This is a genomic window from Paraburkholderia sp. UCT70 (genome assembly GCF_050434085.1).
In the GTDB taxonomy this organism is placed as follows: Bacteria; Pseudomonadota; Gammaproteobacteria; order Burkholderiales; family Burkholderiaceae; genus Paraburkholderia; species Paraburkholderia tuberum.
The window spans coordinates 3473082-3490971 of sequence record NZ_JBNPVZ010000004.1; the positions used below are offsets into that span (position 1 = coordinate 3473082).

Below are 17890 nucleotides of genomic sequence, written 5' to 3' on the forward strand. Positions count from 1 at the left end.
GAGCGGGCGCCCCGGCCCGCTCCGTTCTTCACTTCAGTGCGCGATGCCGAGCCGCGCCTTCGCGTCGTCGTATTCGTTCTTCAGACGCCGCACGAGTTCGGCGACGTCCGGCACGTCGTCCATCAGGCCGACGCCCTGGCCCGCGCCCCAGATGTCCTTCCACGCCTTCGCCTTGTCGCCGCCGAAGTTCATCTTGGTCTTGTCCGATTCGGGCAGCGCGTCGGGATCGAGCCCCGCGTTCGCAATGCTCTCGCGGATGTAGTTGCCGTGCACGCCGGTGAACAGATTCGTGTAGATGATGTCCGACGCCTTCGCGTTGATGATCGCCTGCTTGTAGCTGTCGACCGCGTGCGCTTCTTTGGTGGCGATGAAGCGTGTGCCCATGTACGCGAGGTCCGCGCCCATCGCCTGCGCGGCGAGAATCGAGCCGCCGTTGGCGATCGAGCCCGACAGCACGATCGGGCCGTCGAAAATGCGCCGCACCTCGCCGACCAGCGCGAACGGCGAGGTGGTGCCCGCGTGGCCGCCCGCGCCCGATGCGACCAGAATCAGCCCGTCGACGCCGGCTTCCAGCGCTTTCTGCGCATGACGCAGATTGATCACGTCGTGCAGCACGATGCCGCCGTAGCTATGCACCGCATCGACGATCTCGCGTGCCGGCGCGCGCAGGCTCGTGATGAAGATCGGCACCTTGTGCTCGACGCAGACGCGCACGTCGTGCTCGAGCCGCGCATTCGACTGATGAACGATCTGATTGACCGCGATCGGGCCGATCACCGCATCCGGGTTCGCGGCCTTGTGCCCGGCGAGTTGCGCCTGGATCTGCGTCAGCCATTCGTCGAGCAGTTCGGCCGGGCGCGCGTTGAGGGCAGGGAACGAGCCGACGATACCGGCCTTGCACTGCGCCAGCACGAGTTCGGGATAGCTGACGATGAACATCGGCGAAGCGACGACGGGCAGCGTGAGGTTTTGCAGAACGGCGGGCAATGCCATGGTGCGAGTCTCCAGATGTCGACCCGAGTTAGCGCTTTAGCGCTTACTCGAGTCCCATGAATATTCAACTTGCCGGTGCGACGTGCGCCCGGCGAATCGATGAGTTTAGCGGCACACGGCTTGCGGCCGGCGAATGCGTGTGGCAATCGAACGAAACCGGCATGCCGAAGTGGTGGCAAATGGCGGCAAATTTTTAAGAACGGTCGTTCGATTATAGGCGAAGTCGGCGACCCGCGCGCGGTAGGCCCGTTTGGAACGGTTCGAAGGAGTATTCAGGTTCCATGTCTGCGTGGGATATCCCACCTCGCACGGACCTGTTGGCCTTCTACAATGCACGGACCGCAAACGATCAACGAGACGTCATGGCCTTCGAAAATTTCACGTCTTTTCGCGTCGCCGTGGGCGATGTCGACATTTTCGGAGTGAAGGGCGGCGCCGGGCCGCCTCTGCTTCTGCTGCACGGCCATCCGCAATCGCATCTGATCTGGGAACGCTGCGCCGCGCCGCTCGCGCGGCACTTCACGGTGATCGCGACCGATCTGCGCGGCTATGGCGCGTCGGGCAAACCGCCGAGCGATGCCGCGCACGCACCGTATTCGAAACGCGTGATGGCCGCCGACCAGGTCGCGGTGATGCACCACTTCGGCTTCGAGCGCTTCCTCGTCTGTGCGCACGATCGCGGCGCGCGCGTCGCGCACCGGATGGCGCTCGATCACGCCGACGCGATCGAGCGTTTGATGCTGCTCGATATCGCGCCGACACTCGCGATGTACGAAGCCACCGACCGCGCGTTCGCAACGCACTACTTCCACTGGTTCTTCCTGATCCAGCCCGAGCCGCTGCCCGAAACGTTGATCGGCGCAAATCCGGCCGCCTATGTCGACGCGGTGATGGGCGGACGTCACGCGGGTCTCGCACCGTTCGATCCCGCCGCGCTCAACGCGTATCGGGCGGCGCTCGCGCAACCGGGTGCGGTGCACGCGATGTGCGAGGACTATCGCGCGTCGGCGAGCATCGACCTCGAACATGATCGCGCCGATATCGAGCGCGGCAACAAGATCGGCTGTCCGCTGCGGGTGCTGTGGGGCGACAAGGGCGTGATCGAAAAATGCTTCGATGCGCTTGATGAATGGTGGCATGTCGCGCGCGACGTGAGCGGCCGCGCGCTATCGTGCGGGCACTATCTGCCCGAGGAAGCGCCGGACGAACTGGTCGCCGAGATGCTGTCGTTTTTCGAGGCGGTCGAACAATAAGCGCCGGGCTGCTTCGCGCGACCTTCGTTTGACCAGCGCTGGACCTTCGTTAGCCGAGCGGCGGCAGCCGTCGCGCGACCGGCGTCGACTTGACGATCGCCGTGCTGGTCTCCGCGCGCTCGGTCACTTTCGACAGGATCTCGTCGAGCTGCTCGATCGAATGCAAGTACAGGCGGCAGATGAAACAGTCGTCGCCGGTCACCTTGTCGCATTCGACGAACTCCGGAATGCGCCGGATCACTTCCTCCACCAGATGCAGCTGCCCGGGCAGCGGCTTCACGCGCACTACCGCCTGCAGCGTGAAGCCGAGCGCGCGCGGATCGATCTGCACGGTGAAGCGCTCGATCACGCCCTGCGCTTCGAGCCGCCGCACGCGTTCGGCCGTGCTGGGCGCCGATAAGCCGACGACGCGCGCGAGTTCGCTGACCGGCTGGCGCGCGTCCTGCGCGAGCGCGGCGAGCAGTGCGCGGTCGGTGTCGTCGAGTGCGACCGGCGTGATCGATGCAAGGCGTTTGATCATGATGGCCTTCGTTTATGAGGTGACAATGCGGTAACGCTTAAGTTTAGCCATGTATTCGCGCGGGTGGATTAATTACACTGCCAGTTATGCAGTCACAATCCGGGATCGAATCATGGCTTCAAACAAGGCTTCCGTCACGACCTCGAGCAGTTCGCCCAGCGACATCCGCCGTGGCGCGGCGGAGATGAGCATCGCGATGCTGATGTCGGGCACGATCGGCTGGCTTGTCGTGTCGTCGCAGCAAAGCCCCTTCAACGTGGTGTTTTTCCGCTGCATTTTCGGCGGCGCGACGCTCGCGCTCGTGTGTGCCGTACTCGGCCTGTTCCGCCGCGAGCTGTTTTCGTGGAAGATGCTCGGCCTCGCGTTGCTCGGCGGCGCGGCGATCGTCGTGAACTGGGTATTGCTGTTCGCCGCGTATTCACGCGCGTCGATCTCAATGGCGACGGCCGTCTACAACACCCAGCCGTTCATGTTGGTCGGGCTCGGCGCGCTGGTGTTTCGCGAGCGCATCAGCGCATCGACGATCGCTTGGCTCGTGGTCGCGTTCGTCGGGCTCGTGTTCGTCGTGAAGGTCGAGCCGGCCGTGCTCGCGGTGCCGGGGCAGTATCTGGTCGGCGTCGCCTATGCGGTCGGCGCGGCGGCGATGTACGCGGTGTCGTCGATCATCACGAAGCGGCTGAAGGGCACGCCGCCGCATCTGCTCGCGCTGATCCAGGTATCGCTCGGCGTGCTGTTGCTCGCGCCGTTCGTACGCTTCGACGCGTTGCCGGCAAACGGCGCGCAGTGGCTCGAACTGGTCGTGCTCGGCGTCGTCCATACCGGTCTCATGTACGTGCTGCTGTATGGCGCGATCCAGAAGCTGCCAACGTCGATGACGGGCGCGTTGTCGTTCATCTATCCGGTGGTCGCGATCATCGTCGACCGGCTCGCGTTCGGACAGACGCTCGCATGGATTCAGGTGCTCGGCGCCGCGCTGATTCTGCTGGCGGCGGCGGGCGTCAATCTCGGGTGGCGGATCGTACCGCAGAAAAAGCGTTTATCGTCCACGTGATCCCGATTCGACATTCAATCGGACATTGCTACGGATTCCGGAATAACGCGCAAGCATTCAAGCGCCTAACGCCGTTTGATGACAGATCGTGTATGCATTCGTAAAACGTGGCGTCAAATTTCTGTAGGGAAATCACCGATGCGATGCAAAAACCCACACGCGTATCATTGATAGCGACGCTGATCACGTCCAACAGATGTTCCGCCGCTCGCTTCGTCGAGCGGTTTTCTTTTGGGTAGCACGGTTTTGCGTTCCGGTGCGCTTTTCCACCGCGCCGGCCGAACCGGTCACATCACAGTTCAACGCCGCGCGAGAATGCGCGTGCCGTCCACTTCGAGCGGTCCATCGTTCGCCGCGAGTTCCCCGATCATTCCCTTCAGCAACGCGGGCCATTCGCCGCGCGGCTTCAGCATCGAGGCGGCGGCGCGCATCACGGCCGCGTCGTCGAGCATGCGCAAAAGCGTGTCCACACTCATCTCGCGGACTTCGAGCAGCTTGAATACGATCAGCACCTTAAGCGCGTTCCTTGCGTTGCGCGCGGGATCGGCGCGTAACCAGGCGACGCGCGACATCGCGCGTTCGAGCGCCGGTTCGACCTGCGTGAACGGCGCGCCGTGGCCTGGGATGACGACGCGCACGTCGAGCGTTGCGATCAGGTCGAGCACGGCTTGCTGCTCGGCGAAGCCGCTTTCGCCTTCGAGTTCGGGAAAGATCACGCCGAAGCCGTTTTCCCACAGCGCATCCGCGCTGATCAGCAAGCGTTCGTCCGCGCAATAGAGCATCAGCGAATGCGGATCATGGCCGGGCGCGCCGAGCACCTGCCAGTCGAGTGCGCCCAGCCGCAAGCGTGCGCCGGGTTCCAGCGTGCCGGTGAAGCCGAAGCGCTCGCAGGTTTGACCAGTCGCGCGAAAGCTGAGGCGCGTTTCGTCCCAGCCGCGCACGGCATCGGCTTCGGATGACGGAATCAGCGTGCGGCACGGCCACGTAGCCTGCAACAGTGCGTTGCCGCCGCAATGATCCGAATGCAGGTGCGTGTTGACGATCAGATCGAGCGGCCGCGTGCGCAACGCATTGCGTACCAGCGCGACCGTTTGCGATGCGTGCGTCGCATAGCCGGTATCGACCAGCGCGGCGCATGTGTCGTCGACGAGCAGCACGTTGTTCGACGACAGCCAGCCGCGCTCGAAAACCCGGATCGATGCGGGCAGCGCGATCATGGCGTGGCCGTGCTCGCGTGCGCGTTTGCGACTGCGGGGGGCGTCGGCATCACGAGGATCGTCGAGGTACCCGTCAACATCAGCTCGCCGCGCTGATTGACCACCGAACCTTCGAGATAGGTCAGATCGCCGCTCAGGCTCGGCTTCCAGTGAGCGTCGTGCACACGCCACGTGATCGTCAGCGTGTCGTGCGCCTGCACTGCCTTCTTCAGCTTGATATCGAATTCGAGGCCGAGCGGTTGCGCGTAAGTAGAGAAATGCGTGGCGAGCAGCGCCATGAAATACGCGGTGGGTTGCGTGCCCGACGCGATCAAGCCTCCAAAGCGGCTTTGCGCGGCATACGCTTCATCGTGATGCAACGGGTTCAGATCGACGACGAGCGTCGCGAACGATTTGATCGAATCCGCCGACAACTCGAGCGTCGAACTGAACGTCTCACCGGGCGTCACGATGCGCGGCGCGGCGTTCATTGCTTCTCCTTCGTCGTCGATGTCGTGCGCAGCGCCATTAACGTCGCGTGGCGCACTTCGATCGCGTCCCACACCGCGCGCTTCGCGTCGTTGTCGAGCGTCGACCAGCCGGCGATTTCGTCGATCGTGCGCAGGCATCCTTCGCACCAGCCGGTCGATGCATCCATCCTGCACACGCTGATGCACGGCGATGGCACGCAACCGCCGTCGTCCCTGTCGTCGTAATCGTTGCCGCTCGCCATCGTGTTCAGGCCGGCTCGCGCAACGCGACATCGACGACCGGCGCGCCTGTGAGCGAGATCAGCTCCTGCGCGGTCAGATTGAACACCGCGTGCGGATGACCGGCGGCCGCCCACAGGCTCTCCAGCTCGAGCAGATCCGCATCGATCAACGTGACCGGCTCGGTCGTGTGACCGACCGGGCACACGCCACCGATCGCATAGCCGGTTTTTTCTCGCACGAACTTCGCGTCCGCGCGGCCGATCTCGCCGACGTGCGCGGCCACTTTCTTTTCGTCGACACGATTCGCGCCGCTCGCGATCACGAGCACCGGCGTGTCGTCTTCGCGGCGCCGGAACAGGATTGACTTCGCGATCTGCGCGACCGAGCAGCCGAGTCCGGCGGCCGCTTCGGCGGAAGTCTTGCCGGTTTCCGGCAGCATCACGATTCGCCCCGCGTGACCGCGTTCGCGCAGCAGCAGCGCGACGCGGCGTGCCGAGTCGGGCAGCGCGGCGAGATCGTCGGAGTCGAAGGACGCGAGGTCGTTCATCGTTGGGGATCCTGATTGAAAATGGATAGAGCGTTTATACGCAGGTATTCGCTTCGCTGCGCGCCTTCGCGAGCAGCGCTTTGCCGGCGCGCGACACGTTGGGCCGGCCGATCGCGTTCGAAATGAAGTCGCCGATTTCGACCACCTGGGCGAGGTCGATACCGGTCTCGATGCCAAGGCCGTTCATCAGATACAGCACGTCTTCGGTCGCGACGTTGCCGGTCGCGCCCTTCGCATACGGGCAACCGCCGAGCCCCGCGACCGACGTATGAAAAATCTCGACGCCTTCGAGCAGCGCCGCGTAGATGTTCGCGAGCGCCTGGCCATAGGTGTCGTGAAAGTGTCCCGACAGATGCTCGCGCGGAAACACTTCGGTTACGGCCTCGAACACTTCGCGGGTGCGTTTCGGCGTGCCGACGCCGATCGTGTCGGCGATATCGATCTCGTCGCAGCCGAGCGCCCCGAAGCGCTTGACGACGTCGACGACCGACGCGACCGGCACTTCGCCCTGGTACGGACAGCCGAGCGCGCACGACACGCTGCCGCGAATCCGCAGCTTATGTTGTTTCGCCGCCGCGGCGACTGGTGCGAATCGCTCGATGCTCTCCGCGATGCTGCAGTTGATGTTCTTCTGCGAGAACGCCTCGCTCGCCGCGCCGAAGATGACGATCTCGTCGGCGCGCGCGGCGAGCGCGCCTTCGAAACCGCGCAGGTTCGGCGTCAGCACCGAGTAAATCGTACCGTCGCGGCGCTCGATGCCTGCCATCACGTCGGCGCCGTCGGCCATCTGCGGCACCCATTTCGGCGACACGAACGACGCTGCCTCGACGTTGCGGAAGCCCGCCGCCGACAGACGGTTGATCAGCTCGATCTTGGTCGCGGTCGGCACGAATTCCTTCTCGTTCTGCAGCCCGTCGCGCGGACCAACTTCGACGATTTTCACTTGCTTCGGTAAGGCCATGATGTGTCTCCGATCCGATGCGGCTTTATCGCTGTCCCATCCGGGATGGGTGCTGCCGCGTTGCTGCAATTCAATTCAGCCCGCACGCCTGCGACGCGTGCGGGCGCGGGTTTCACTCAGTAGCCGCGTTCCAGTTGCACTGCGCCGCTCACCTGCTCGCCGCGCATCATCGCGCCGATCTTGTCCGCGACCTGCGCGACGCTGTCCTCGCGCAATGTCAGCGCCGACGTGTGCGGCGTGATCGTGATGCGCGGCTCGCGCCAGAAAGGATGATCGGCGGGCAGCGGCTCCTCGCGGAACACGTCGAGCGTTGCGGCGGCGAGCTGGCCGCTCGCGAGCGCAGCGAGCAGATCCGCTTCGACGAGATGCGCGCCGCGCGCGACGTTGATCAGATATGCGCCGCGCGCGAGCTTCGCGAAGACTCGCGCATTCAGCACGCTTTCCGTGTCGGGTGTATGCGGCAGCAGATTGACGAGCACCTTCGCGCCGTCGAGGAAGCTATCGAATTGCGCGTCGCCGGCGAACGTCGCGATGCCATCGATCTGCTTCTCGCCGCGACTATAGCCGCGCACCGGCAGGCCGAACAAAGCGAGCGTTTGCGCGACCTGCGTGCCAAGCACACCGAGCCCGAGCACACCCACCGTGAACGTTGCGCGCGGATGCGGCTCGAGCACTTTCCAGCGGCGCTCGCCTTGCAGCACCTGATATTCGTCGAAGCGGCGCAGATAGCGCAGCACCGCATGCGTCACGTACTCGGCCATCTGCGCGCCCATGCCGGTATCTTCGAGGCGAATCAACGGCACCTCGGGCGGCAACGTGCCCGGATGCGCGCGTTCGAGCGCGAGAATCGCATCGACGCCAGCGCCGAGATTGAAGATCGCGCGCAGCGTATTGCGTCCGGCCAGCATCTCGCGCGGCGGACGCCAGACCACCGCGAAATCGGCAGGGCCGGTGTCGCCGGGCTTCCATTCGCGCAGCTCGGCGGCGGGCAGAGCGCGCGCAAAGTCGTGCAGCCACGCGGCGGCTTCGGTGTGCGGTGCGTAGAACAGTATTTTCATGCGGTCCGGAATGCGTCGGCGTCGCTGTGGGCATGAGCGGGACCGACCCGGAGCGCGCGACGGCAATCGGACGACGCGTGCGGGATCGGGTCTCCTCCCGGTATGAATAGGCTTCATTCTACTTTTTCGACGCAACTCGCGCGCGTTTGCGCACGCACGTGCGCTTCGAAATGCATGCCGTGGTGGGCGTCGAGTTCGCGCGTACCCGCGCATTTCTTCGTTTGCCCGATAACGAAAGCACAAAAACTTGGTTCATCGATGCGCGACCGGGCGGGACAATGATTGCCTGGATTCCTTGCGCAGCGAGGCACGCACATGCTTTCATGCACCCGATCGAGCTGGCCGCCACGGCTCGTCACCGTTCCCGGCTTGCACGGCAGCGACGGCGCGCATTGGCAAACATGGCTGGAGCGGCAGTTCGCGCGCTCGTTGCGCGTCGAGCAGGCCAACTGGGACGCGCCCGATCTCGCGCTATGGGCGAAGTCGTTGTGCGACCTGCTCGCGCGCGAACGCGGTCCATTCGTGCTGGCCGCGCATAGCTTTGGCTGCCTCGCGACCGCGCATGCGTTGCAGCAGGGCGCGCTCGCCAGCGAGGTGGTCGGCGTGCTGTTCGTCGCGCCCGCGAGTCCGCGCAAGTTCGAATTCGCGGGACCGTTCGACGCGCGACGTCTGGGCGTGCCGTCGATTTTGATCGGCAGCGAAACCGATCCGTGGATGGCGCTCGCCGACGCGCGCGATCTTGTGCAGCGTCTCGGCAGCGCGTTCGTCAATCTCGGCGACGCGGGGCATATCAACACGGCGGCGGGCTTCGGTCCGTGGCCGCGCGCGAAGTATTTCGTCGATACGCTCGTGCATTGCGCGGCGCCGCTGCGCTTTCGCGAAGAGGCGATCGAAACCGCGCCGCATGCGCTCGTGTGAGCGGTGTCGATCGTCGATAAGGTCGTCGACAAGCGTGGCACGCGCAAGCAAGCGCAGGCGAATCTCGACTATCTGTGGTCGCCGGCCGCGCAGGAGATCATCGCTCAGCATCATCTGCGTCCGCGCGACAAGGGCGTCCGCGCGAAGCGCGCGGCCGAGTTCAAGCCGATCAAGACGTTCACGGTGGAGGAGATGTTCGGGAGCTGGCAGAAGACGCAGGACACGCACTTCTCCGATGGGGGGACGTTCGATCAGATTATTGTTGATCGGAAGTAAGCGCCGGGTTTTGCGTCAAAAGAAAAGGCTGCCTCGCAAAACGAGGCAGCCTTTTCTATTCGCACACGCCTGGCGCATGCGACATATCGATGAAACAGTTGCGCGACTCAATTCGCCACGCTGTGATCCCCATGTCCATGCTCGCCCCCACTGTGCTCGACCGGCATCTGCTGCGCAGCCTCAGCGCGAATCCCCAGGCGCGCGAGCAGCTTGCGATCCGCTTCCGCCTGCGGGTTGCTCGTGGTCAGCAACTGATCGCCGTAGAAAATCGAATTCGCGCCCGCGAGGAAGCACATTGCCTGCAACGCCTCATCCATCTGCTCGCGTCCGGCCGATAGACGTACCATCGCGCGCGGCATCGTGACGCGCGCAATCGCGATCGTGCGCACGAATTCGAACGGATCGATCGCTTCGGTCCCGGTCAGCGGCGTGCCTTGCACCTGCACCAGATTGTTGATCGGCACCGATTCCGGATACGGCTCCATGTTCGCGAGCTGCGCGATCAGCCCCGCGCGTTCGCGGCGCGATTCGCCCATACCGACGATGCCGCCGCAGCACACGTTGATGCCCGCGTCGCGCACGCGTTCGAGCGTGTCGAGGCGATCCTGGTACGTGCGCGTCGAAATGATCTGGCCGTAGAACTCCGGTGACGTATCGAGATTGTGGTTGTAGTAGTCGAGGCCCGCATCGCGCAGCGCCTGTGCCTGGTGCGTTTCGAGCATGCCGAGCGTCACGCAGGTTTCGAGGCCCATCGCCTTCACGCCGCGGATCATGGCCTTGATCGGCTCCAGGTGGCGGTCCTTCGGATTGCGCCACGCGGCGCCCATGCAGAAGCGCGTTGCGCCGTTCTGCTTTGCGACCTGCGCGGCGGCGAGCACTTCGTCGACCGGCATCAGCTTGTCGGCGGCGAGACCCGTGTCGTGATGCACCGATTGCGGACAGTATGCGCAATCCTCTTCGCAGCCGCCGGTCTTGATCGACAGCAGCGTCGACAGTTGCACCGCATTGGCGTCGAAATGCTCGCGATGCGTTTGCTGCGCGCGAAACAGCAGGTCGTTGAACGGCAGTTCGTACAACGCGACGATATCGGCGACGCGCCAACGCGCGAGCGGCTTCGCTTCAGTAGCGGCTGCGGTCGGATTGCTGTTGGCGGTGCTCGCTTCGGCGGTGCCCGCTGCGATATTCAGTTGTGTCATGTGATCGATCCTCGTAAACGGATGAATTTGGGTTTGGCGCTGCGGAGCAGCGCTATGCCGCGCGCAATTGGCGCAGCGTTTGCAGAAGCCGTCGAATGTCGAGCTGTTGCGCTGCAAGCTCCGGCGACGGCGGACTGATATGCGGCACGACGCCGAGCAACGGCGCGTCGTACGCTTGCGCGAAATGCACGCGAATCGACGCGATGTTTTCGTCGGGAAAGGTCATGTCCGGGGCGATGCGATTCGCGACCCAGCCCGCGAGCGTTAGACCGCGCGCGGCGATCGCTTCGGCAGTCAGCAGCGCGTGGCTGATGCAGCCGAGCCGCATGCCGACCACCAGCACCACCGGCAGCTTCAGCGCGACGGCGAGATCGGCGGTGTCCTGCGTCGCGGTCAACGGCACGCGAAAGCCGCCGACACCTTCGACAACGACCACCTCGGCGAGCTTCAACGCCTCGCGATGGCACGCGACGATGTGCTCGAGATCGAACGAGACGTTTTCCAGCGCCGCCGCGATGTGCGGCGCGGCCGGTTCCCTCAGCAGATACGGCGTGCGCATGGCGGGCGGCAGCAGCACGCTCGACGCGGCATCGAGCTGATCCGCGTCCTCGTTGTGCAGCACGCCGTTCACTTCGAACGCGCCCGCCGCGATCGGCTTCATCGCTGCTGCCTGCAGGCCTTCGCGCACGAAGCCGCGCAATAGCGCCGACGATACGAAGGTCTTGCCGATTTCCGTATCGGTGCCGGTGACGAACAGCGACAGCGCGCCGTCATCGTTAATCATGTTGCTCATGCCGCGCGCGCTCCGACTTGTTGCAGGCCAGCCTCGAGCCGGTCGAGATCCGCATGGGAGTGCGCGGCCGACAGCGAGATGCGCAGGCGCGACGTGCCGGTCGGCACGGTCGGCGGACGGATCGCGGGCACCCACAGCCCCGCGCGATCGAGCGACGCGGCGATGTCGAGCGTCGCATCGTTCGCGCCGATGATCAGCGGTTGCACGGCCGTATGTGAATCGACGGGCAGCCACGGCGTCGCCTTCAGCAACGCGCGCGTGCGTTCGATCAGTTGCTGGAGATGCGCGCGGCGCGCATCGCCTTCCTCGCCGCCGATGATGCGCAGACTCGCCGACACCGCATGCGCGGCCGCCGGCACCGACGCGGTCGTGAAGATATACGGACGCGCGCGCTGCACGAGCCATTCGATCACGGTCGCATGCGCGACGACGAACGCGCCGGAGACACCCGCCGCCTTGCCGAGCGTGCCAATCGAGATCAGATGCGGCGAGCGCAGCGCGGCCTGCGCGATCGCGCCACGGCCTTGCGGACCCAGTACGCCGAAGCCGTGCGCATCGTCGACGATCAGCCATGCGCCGTGCCGCTCGGCGAGTTCGAGCAAACGCGGCAGCGGCGCGATGTCGCCGTCCATGCTGAACACCGTGTCGGACACGATCACCTTGACGTCCGCCTCCGACGCTTCGAGCATCGCGCTTAATGCATCCATGTCGCAGTGCGGATAGATCTGGACATCCGCGCGCGACAGCCGCGCGCCGTCGATCAGCGAAGCGTGATTGAGCGCATCGGAGAACAGCGTCGTGCCGCGGCCCGCGAGCGCGGTCAGCGTCGCGAGATTCGCCATATAGCCGGTGCTGAAATACAACGCGCGGGCATCGTCGAGAAAGCCGCCGGCAAATTGAGCGAGATCGTCTTCGAGTTGCGCATGCGCACGCGAATGACCGCCGAGCAGATGCGAGCCGCCGCTGCCCGCGCCATACAGGCGCGCGCCTTCGGCGATCGCGTCGATCAATTGCGGATGCGCGGCAAGGCCCAGATAGTCATTGCTCGCGAAGCCGATGATTTCACGGCCGTCGACCGTCATGTGCGCGGCGCATGGTGTGTCGGCGGTGCGCCGGCGTCGGCGCAGGCCGCGCGCGTCGATTTCCTTCAGGCCTTCGGCGAGTGTGTCGAGCAGATGCATCAGCGGGTCTCCGCGAGCGTTGCGTCGAAGGTGTCGCGCGTGCGCGTGGCGAGCAGCGCGAGTTCTTCGTCGTCGAGGATGTACGGCGGCATCAGGTACACGGTGGTGCCGATCGGGCGCAACAACAGCTCGCGTTGCAGCGCGTTTTCGAAGAAGCGGCGCGAGAACGTTTTGGCTTGCTGAGGATCGTCGATCATTGCGTCGAACGCGAAGATCGTGCCGCGCTGACGCAGATTGCGCACGTGCGCGTGCTCGACGAGCGGCGCGAGCGCGGCCGCGAGGGTCGCCGATTTGCGTGCGTTGGCGGCGAGCACGTCGTCGCTCGTGAACAGATCGAGCGTCGCGAGCGCGGCGCGGCACGCGAGCGGATTGCCGGTGTACGAGTGCGAGTGCAGGAAGCCGCGCGCGGTGTCGTCGTGATAGAAGGCCGCGAAGATCTCGTCGCGCGACAGCACGATCGACAGCGGCAGATAGCCGCCGCTGATGCCTTTGGACAGACACAGGAAGTCCGGCCACACGCCCGCCTGTTCGCACGCGAAGAACGTGCCGGTGCGGCCGCAGCCGACTGCGATTTCGTCGGCGATCAGATGCACGCCGTACCGGTCGCACAACGCGCGCAATCCGGCGACGTACGACGCGTCGTGCATCGCCATGCCGGCCGCGCATTGCACGAGCGGCTCGACGATCAGTGCGGCGATGCGGTTCGCGCGCGCCTCGAACAGCGCGCGCACATGGTCGAGCGCGCGGCGCGCGACGTCGGCGGCGGTTTCGCCCGCTTGCGCGAGCCGCGCATCGGGCGAGGCGACGACGTGGGCGTGACGAATCAGCGGATCGTACGCGTCCTTGAACAGCGCGACGTCGGTCACGCCGAGCGCGCCGATCGTCTCGCCGTGATAGCTGTTGGCAATGCAGACGAATTCCTGCTTGTCGGCGTAGCCCCGGTTGCGCCAGCTGTGAAAGCTCATCTTCAGCGCGATCTCGACCGCCGACGCGCCATCCGACGCGAAGAACGCGTGGCCGAGCGTGTTGCCGGTCAACGCGTGCAGACGTTCCGCGAGTTCGACGGCGGGCTCGTGCGTGCAGCCGGCGAGCATCGCGTGTTCGAGCGTATCGAGCTGATCTTTCAGCGCCGCGTTGATGCGCGGGTTCGCGTGACCGAACAGATTGACCCACCAGGAACTGATCGCGTCGAGATAGCGATGGCCGGCGCGATCGTACAGCCACGCGCCTTGACCGCGCGCGACGGGGATCAGCGGCAGACGTTCGTGGTGCTTCATCTGCGTGCACGGATGCCACACCGCGCGCAGGCTGCGGGCGACCCAATCTTCAGGGGCGACCGGGGGGACTGCTGACTTTTCCAAAGAGGTACTCCAGGGTGCTTTTTTGCCACGCACGCAAGCCTCGGCGAGTGCGCGGGGTCGAGATTAGCGGTTTATTTGGTCGCGCGCATCAACCGCGAAATGCTCGTTTTTCGCGGTAGCGTCGAGGTTTGGCATCGTTCGATGCAGCTCGTTCGATTTCGTGAGGGAAGCTCGCCAATCGACGGAGATAGCGACGTCAAAGTAATGGGCTGTTACTGGCCAGAATTTGGGGTGACGAGGTGTTTTTTTGCGGGGGAATGGAGCGCAAAAGAAAAAGCCCGCCGATACGGCGGGCTTGCGGCACATCAGAATCAGGCGCGATTCACGCCTCTATTCGTACTTCACTCCCGGCTCGCAATCGCTTTCCGGCCATTGGCATCGGCATCGCTTGCATCCGCCGTCTGCGAGTTCTGATTGCCCCACACGACCGCGTTATCGACCGCATACAACCGGCACGGATCGGAGCTCTGCTTCTGGCAATTCGTCACCGCCACCGACATCGGATCGTCGCCGCCCTCGGCCCACGACCACGCGCCCGAGTCCGACACCGCGAACGCGCGGCTCGGATACTGATGCAGGAAGTTGCGATAGCCATTGCGGCCCTCGTTGTCGAGGTACGGCACCGAGTCGATCGCGTCGAGCGCGGCGAATCCGGTTGCCTTCGGCGCGGCCGGATCGGCGACGTGATACTGCACGGCAGTCGGCATACCGGCGCGCGCGAGGAACGCTTCGACGGCCGGCCACCATACGTGCACGCCGTCGCGGTCGCCGACCAGCCGATGCGCGTCGTTCTTGTAGTGGCCGAAGTCGACCATCTTCACGCTGGCGCCGTGTGCGCCGTACGCGGCGTACATGCCCGCGACGAGCGGCGCGTTCCACACCGAATCGTTATCGCCATAGAGCCACAGCGACGGCACCGCAGTCTTCTCGCCGTACGCGCCGAATGCGCGCGTCAGATTGCCTTGCCAGTCTTCGCAGGCGTCCTGGCGCAGGCCGCCAGAGAAATTGATCAGCGCGCGCACGCCGGGCGCAGCTTCGGTGCCGTATGCGATCGTCGCAAGACCGCCATGCGAGGTGCCGGCCACCGCGATGTGCGTCGCGTCGACATAAGGTTGCTTCGACATGTAATCGATCGTCGCTGCGACGTCGCCGGCCTGGCCAAGGCCGTTGCGCTCGACGTCGCAGCCGTCCTGCTCGTACACGCCGTCCGAGTGACCGAAGCCCTGGCGGTTCGGCGCGACGACGACGTAACCGCGGCGCACGAATTCGCGCGCGAACGGCAGCGGGTCGCTGCGTTCCTGCGTGCGCGGGTCGCCCGGAATCTTGCCGTGGTTGAAGACGATCATCGGGAACGGGCCGGGGCCGTCCGGCTTGTAGATCGTGGTTTCAAGCGTGACCGTGCCGGTGGCGTCGACCGGCACGCGGATGATCTTTTCGTTCAGGTGAGCGGTGGGCAGGTAGATGTCGTCGTCCAGCGCGAGGCGCGGCACGCGGGCGCGCGACAGCGGTCCCTGGGTGTCGCTCGACGGCGTCGCGTTGTGTGCGGAAAGGGACGAGTAGGCGAGCGGATCGGCGTGCGCGATCGTGACAGCACACGTGGCCGCGGCGCAGATCGCCGCACACTTCGTCAGAACCTTGCTCAACACCATTGACGCACCTGCTTTAAAGACGTGTACAGAACTCCGTGCTGTCCGGTTGCGCAAAACGCGGCTGACATTCAGCTTTCGTTCGCGATTTCGACACAAACAGACTCACTCGCGAACGTTGCGGGAAGCGCACGCACGCAAATCGAGATCGCACGGGATGAACCCAACGGCCGACGCGACCCACGCGCCGAGGATGAACGTCACTTGATGCTGTCGGAGTCCGCGCGGCTCGCGTTCGATCAGCGGCCGGTCAGCCTTCCTTTGCATGTTGCGGAGCCGGTATGACCCTCTCTCGCAATGTGACGTCATGAAACTACGGACTCATCCTGGCACGACAATTTTGTTTTGTGCAATCAAGGAGAACCCGTGACGAAAAAATTGCTGCATGTGCGAACGAGGCTTCAAAGCCTTGCCGGGCAGGGGCCGGGGACATGTGGCGGGAAGCGGCGAGTAAAGGTCGTGTCAGTGCTGTGGTGCGAGGCCAACGAAGAAGACCGCGTGAAAGGAACGAAAAAAGGCCTATGCAAAGGCCTTTATAAAGTTTGTCGAGAGCGAGTGAAAGGCACGAGAAAGCTTCGGCGCGGAATGCAGCGATTACTTAATCGTCGCGTGCTCTTCATTTACTCTTTGACGTCGCCATCGACATAACGCCAGCGGCCATCATCGCCGCGCACGAATCGACTCGATTCATGCAACCGATAAGCACGCCCCCCCACTTTGTAGCGGGCGATGAATTCGACGGTCGCGCGATCGGCATCGCTTTCGGCGAAACCTTTGATCTGCAGTCCGAGCCAACGGGGAGCGTCGGGCACGGTGGGATCGACGTCGAGATCGGCGGGGCAGGTGCTGGGGTCCCACGTCGCGCGCAGGTAGTCGGTTGCACCGAGCACGTACGCGCTATAGCGCGAGCGCATTAGTTCGAGCGCGCGCGGCGCCGCTTCGCCGCCGTCGATATAGCGGCCGCAGCATTGCGCGAAACGCGGGGCTTTGGTCGCGGTGCCCCCGCGTGCGTCGGGCGCGGCGCCGCCGCACGGACAGTCGACAGGTCTTTGCAGTGACAACAATGGCTTGTTCATTGAAATTTCAGTTGAGCGCGCGAGCGATCAGGATCTTCTGGATGTCGCTCGTGCCTTCGTAGATCTGGCACACGCGCACGTCGCGGTAAATCCGCTCGACCGGGAAGTCGCTCAGATAACCGTAGCCGCCGTGCGTCTGCAAGGCGGCCGAGCAGATGCGCTCGGCCGCTTCGGAGGCGAACAGTTTTGCCATCGCGGCTTCGGTCAGACACGGCTGGCCCGCGTCCTTCAGCGACGCCGCGTGCCAGATCAATTGACGCGCGGCTTCGAGTTGGGTCGCCATGTCGGCAAGGCGAAACTGCACCGCCTGGTGCGAGAACAGCGGCGCGCCGAAGCTCTCGCGTTCTTTTGCGTAAGTCAGCGCCGCCTCGAACGCGGCGCGTGCCATGCCGACGCTTTGCGCGGCGATACCGATGCGCCCGCCTTCGAGACCCGACAACGCGATCCGGTAGCCTTCGCCTTCCGCGCCGATCAGGTTCGCGGCCGGCACGCGGCACGCCTCGAATACGATTTGCGCGGTATCCGACGAATGCTGGCCGAGCTTGTCTTCGACCCGCGCGACCACGTAGCCCGGCGTGCCGGTGGGCACGATGAACGCGCTGATGCCGCGCTTGCCAGCGGCCTTGTCGGTGACGGCCATCACGATCGCGACGTCGCCGTTCTTGCCGCTCGTGATGAACTGTTTGACGCCATTCAGCACGTACGCGTCGCCGTCGCATGTCGCGGTGGTGCGCAGCGCCGACGCATCCGAGCCCGCTTGCGGCTCGGTCAGGCAGAACGCGCCGAGCATCTCGCCGCGCGCGAGCGGCGTGAGCCAGTCGCGCTTCTGCGCGTCGTTGCCATAGGTGAGCAGGATGCTGCACACCGGGCAGTTGTTCACCGAGATCGCGGTCGACGTGCCGCCGTCGCCGGCCGCGATTTCTTCGAGGATCAACGCGAGCGCGAGCGCGTCCATGCCGGCGCCGCCATACGCTTCGGGCACCAGCACGCCATAAGCACCGAGCTCGGCGAGCTGCCGGTGCACGTCGCGAGGAAAGGTGCGCTCGCGGTCCCATTGCGCCGCGTACGGCGTGATCGCTTCGCGCACGAAGGTGCGCAGCGCGTCGCGCACCATCAGGTGATCCTGATCAAGCACCATGAGCGTGTCTCCG

General features: G+C 64.8%; 18 protein-coding genes and 1 pseudogene. 4 read left to right on the forward strand and 15 right to left on the reverse strand.

Annotation, left to right across the window (positions count from 1 at the left end):
* Nucleotides 1–33: 33 nt before the first annotated feature.
* Nucleotides 34–993 carry an NAD(P)H-dependent flavin oxidoreductase gene (locus OKW41_RS41730; RefSeq protein WP_429576048.1) on the reverse strand — a complete coding sequence of 320 codons (960 nt, stop codon included), beginning with the start codon at nt 991–993 and terminating at the stop codon, nt 34–36.
* Between the two features lie 362 nt (nt 994–1355).
* Here OKW41_RS41730 and OKW41_RS41735 point away from each other — a divergent pair, with 362 nt between their 5' ends.
* Nucleotides 1356–2246: an alpha/beta fold hydrolase gene (locus OKW41_RS41735; protein WP_429576049.1), complete on the forward strand. Its 891-nt coding sequence runs from the start codon at nt 1356–1358 to the stop codon at nt 2244–2246.
* A 49-nt stretch (nt 2247–2295) separates the two neighbouring features.
* Here the strand turns inward: OKW41_RS41735 and OKW41_RS41740 are convergent, their stop codons facing one another.
* Nucleotides 2296–2766 carry an Lrp/AsnC family transcriptional regulator gene (locus tag OKW41_RS41740; RefSeq protein ID WP_429453468.1) on the reverse strand — a complete coding sequence of 157 codons (471 nt, stop codon included), beginning with the start codon at nt 2764–2766 and terminating at the stop codon, nt 2296–2298.
* A gap of 112 nt (nt 2767–2878) precedes the next feature.
* Between OKW41_RS41740 and OKW41_RS41745 the strand changes: the two genes are divergently transcribed.
* Entirely contained in the window at nt 2879–3817 is a 939-nt protein-coding gene (locus OKW41_RS41745; RefSeq protein WP_429576050.1) for a DMT family transporter, read from the forward strand.
* Nucleotides 3818–4116: 299 nt separating this feature from the next.
* Here the strand turns inward: OKW41_RS41745 and OKW41_RS41750 are convergent, their stop codons facing one another.
* The 6 genes from OKW41_RS41750 to OKW41_RS41775 form a co-directional block, all read right to left on the reverse strand.
* A complete protein-coding gene (locus tag OKW41_RS41750; protein WP_429576051.1) occupies nt 4117–5034 on the reverse strand; it encodes an MBL fold metallo-hydrolase in 918 nt (305 codons plus the stop codon).
* Complete coding sequence (locus OKW41_RS41755) at nt 5031–5504, reverse strand: MaoC family dehydratase (protein ID WP_429576052.1); 474 nt, start codon at nt 5502–5504, stop codon at nt 5031–5033. The genes OKW41_RS41750 and OKW41_RS41755 overlap by 4 nt, the downstream gene beginning before the upstream one ends.
* Entirely contained in the window at nt 5501–5746 is a 246-nt protein-coding gene (locus tag OKW41_RS41760) for a DUF1289 domain-containing protein (RefSeq protein WP_090802758.1), read from the reverse strand. The genes OKW41_RS41755 and OKW41_RS41760 overlap by 4 nt, the downstream gene beginning before the upstream one ends.
* A gap of 5 nt (nt 5747–5751) precedes the next feature.
* Nucleotides 5752–6273 carry a YbaK/EbsC family protein gene (locus OKW41_RS41765; RefSeq protein WP_429576053.1) on the reverse strand — a complete coding sequence of 174 codons (522 nt, stop codon included), beginning with the start codon at nt 6271–6273 and terminating at the stop codon, nt 5752–5754.
* A gap of 34 nt (nt 6274–6307) precedes the next feature.
* Nucleotides 6308–7234: a hydroxymethylglutaryl-CoA lyase gene (locus tag OKW41_RS41770; protein ID WP_429576054.1), complete on the reverse strand. Its 927-nt coding sequence runs from the start codon at nt 7232–7234 to the stop codon at nt 6308–6310.
* Nucleotides 7235–7350: 116 nt separating this feature from the next.
* Nucleotides 7351–8292 carry a 2-hydroxyacid dehydrogenase gene (locus OKW41_RS41775; protein ID WP_429576055.1) on the reverse strand — a complete coding sequence of 314 codons (942 nt, stop codon included), beginning with the start codon at nt 8290–8292 and terminating at the stop codon, nt 7351–7353.
* 315 nt (nt 8293–8607) lie between these two features.
* On the opposite strand from OKW41_RS41775, the gene OKW41_RS41780 reads away from it, so the two are divergent.
* Complete coding sequence (locus OKW41_RS41780; RefSeq protein ID WP_429576056.1) at nt 8608–9210, forward strand: RBBP9/YdeN family alpha/beta hydrolase; 603 nt, start codon at nt 8608–8610, stop codon at nt 9208–9210.
* Between the two features lie 3 nt (nt 9211–9213).
* Nucleotides 9214–9486: pseudogene (locus OKW41_RS41785) on the forward strand (sulfate ABC transporter substrate-binding protein); the annotation flags it as partial.
* Between the two features lie 107 nt (nt 9487–9593).
* Here OKW41_RS41785 and bioB read toward each other — a convergent pair.
* The 7 genes from bioB to OKW41_RS41820 all read right to left on the reverse strand — a co-directional run bounded on the left by bioB (nt 9594) and on the right by OKW41_RS41820 (nt 17877).
* Nucleotides 9594–10682 (reverse strand): biotin synthase BioB, encoded by a 1089-nt coding sequence (bioB, locus tag OKW41_RS41790; RefSeq protein WP_429576057.1) that lies wholly within the window; start codon nt 10680–10682, stop codon nt 9594–9596.
* A gap of 52 nt (nt 10683–10734) precedes the next feature.
* The gene (gene bioD, locus OKW41_RS41795) at nt 10735–11475 is read right to left on the reverse strand and encodes a dethiobiotin synthase (RefSeq protein WP_429576058.1); all 741 of its coding nucleotides are present in this window, start codon (nt 11473–11475) and stop codon (nt 10735–10737) included.
* The gene (gene bioF / locus OKW41_RS41800) at nt 11472–12656 is read right to left on the reverse strand and encodes an 8-amino-7-oxononanoate synthase (RefSeq protein WP_429576059.1); all 1185 of its coding nucleotides are present in this window, start codon (nt 12654–12656) and stop codon (nt 11472–11474) included. The genes bioD and bioF overlap by 4 nt, the downstream gene beginning before the upstream one ends.
* Nucleotides 12656–14017 (reverse strand): adenosylmethionine--8-amino-7-oxononanoate transaminase, encoded by a 1362-nt coding sequence (gene bioA / locus OKW41_RS41805; RefSeq protein ID WP_429576060.1) that lies wholly within the window; start codon nt 14015–14017, stop codon nt 12656–12658. Before bioA ends, bioF begins: the two co-directional genes overlap by 1 nt.
* Nucleotides 14018–14358: 341 nt before the next feature.
* Nucleotides 14359–15666, reverse strand: coding sequence for a dienelactone hydrolase family protein (locus OKW41_RS41810; protein ID WP_429453447.1), 1308 nt, complete (start codon nt 15664–15666; stop codon nt 14359–14361).
* Between the two features lie 617 nt (nt 15667–16283).
* A complete protein-coding gene (locus tag OKW41_RS41815) occupies nt 16284–16739 on the reverse strand; it encodes a YchJ family protein (RefSeq protein ID WP_429576061.1) in 456 nt (151 codons plus the stop codon).
* A gap of 7 nt (nt 16740–16746) precedes the next feature.
* Nucleotides 16747–17877: an acyl-CoA dehydrogenase family protein gene (locus OKW41_RS41820; RefSeq protein ID WP_429576062.1), complete on the reverse strand. Its 1131-nt coding sequence runs from the start codon at nt 17875–17877 to the stop codon at nt 16747–16749.
* Nucleotides 17878–17890 lie beyond the last annotated feature (13 nt).

Bases quoted from the DNA above. Each gene is read 5' to 3' on its own strand.
- OKW41_RS41730 (WP_429576048.1), bottom strand. From the start codon at position 993: ATGGCATTGCCCGCCGTTCTGCAAAACCTCACGCTGCCCGTCGTCGCT.
- OKW41_RS41735 (WP_429576049.1), top strand. From the start codon at position 1,356: ATGGCCTTCGAAAATTTCACGTCTTTTCGCGTCGCCGTGGGCGATGTC.
- OKW41_RS41740 (WP_429453468.1), bottom strand. From the start codon at position 2,766: ATGATCAAACGCCTTGCATCGATCACGCCGGTCGCACTCGACGACACC.
- OKW41_RS41745 (WP_429576050.1), top strand. From the start codon at position 2,879: ATGGCTTCAAACAAGGCTTCCGTCACGACCTCGAGCAGTTCGCCCAGC.
- OKW41_RS41750 (WP_429576051.1), bottom strand. From the start codon at position 5,034: ATGATCGCGCTGCCCGCATCGATCCGGGTTTTCGAGCGCGGCTGGCTG.
- OKW41_RS41755 (WP_429576052.1), bottom strand. From the start codon at position 5,504: ATGAACGCCGCGCCGCGCATCGTGACGCCCGGTGAGACGTTCAGTTCG.
- OKW41_RS41760 (WP_090802758.1), bottom strand. From the start codon at position 5,746: ATGGCGAGCGGCAACGATTACGACGACAGGGACGACGGCGGTTGCGTG.
- OKW41_RS41765 (WP_429576053.1), bottom strand. From the start codon at position 6,273: ATGAACGACCTCGCGTCCTTCGACTCCGACGATCTCGCCGCGCTGCCC.
- OKW41_RS41770 (WP_429576054.1), bottom strand. From the start codon at position 7,234: ATGGCCTTACCGAAGCAAGTGAAAATCGTCGAAGTTGGTCCGCGCGAC.
- OKW41_RS41775 (WP_429576055.1), bottom strand. From the start codon at position 8,292: ATGAAAATACTGTTCTACGCACCGCACACCGAAGCCGCCGCGTGGCTG.
- OKW41_RS41780 (WP_429576056.1), top strand. From the start codon at position 8,608: ATGCTTTCATGCACCCGATCGAGCTGGCCGCCACGGCTCGTCACCGTT.
- bioB (WP_429576057.1), bottom strand. From the start codon at position 10,682: ATGACACAACTGAATATCGCAGCGGGCACCGCCGAAGCGAGCACCGCC.
- bioD (WP_429576058.1), bottom strand. From the start codon at position 11,475: ATGAGCAACATGATTAACGATGACGGCGCGCTGTCGCTGTTCGTCACC.
- bioF (WP_429576059.1), bottom strand. From the start codon at position 12,656: ATGCATCTGCTCGACACACTCGCCGAAGGCCTGAAGGAAATCGACGCG.
- OKW41_RS41810 (WP_429453447.1), bottom strand. From the start codon at position 15,666: ATGGTGTTGAGCAAGGTTCTGACGAAGTGTGCGGCGATCTGCGCCGCG.
- OKW41_RS41815 (WP_429576061.1), bottom strand. From the start codon at position 16,739: ATGAACAAGCCATTGTTGTCACTGCAAAGACCTGTCGACTGTCCGTGC.
- OKW41_RS41820 (WP_429576062.1), bottom strand. From the start codon at position 17,877: ATGGTGCTTGATCAGGATCACCTGATGGTGCGCGACGCGCTGCGCACC.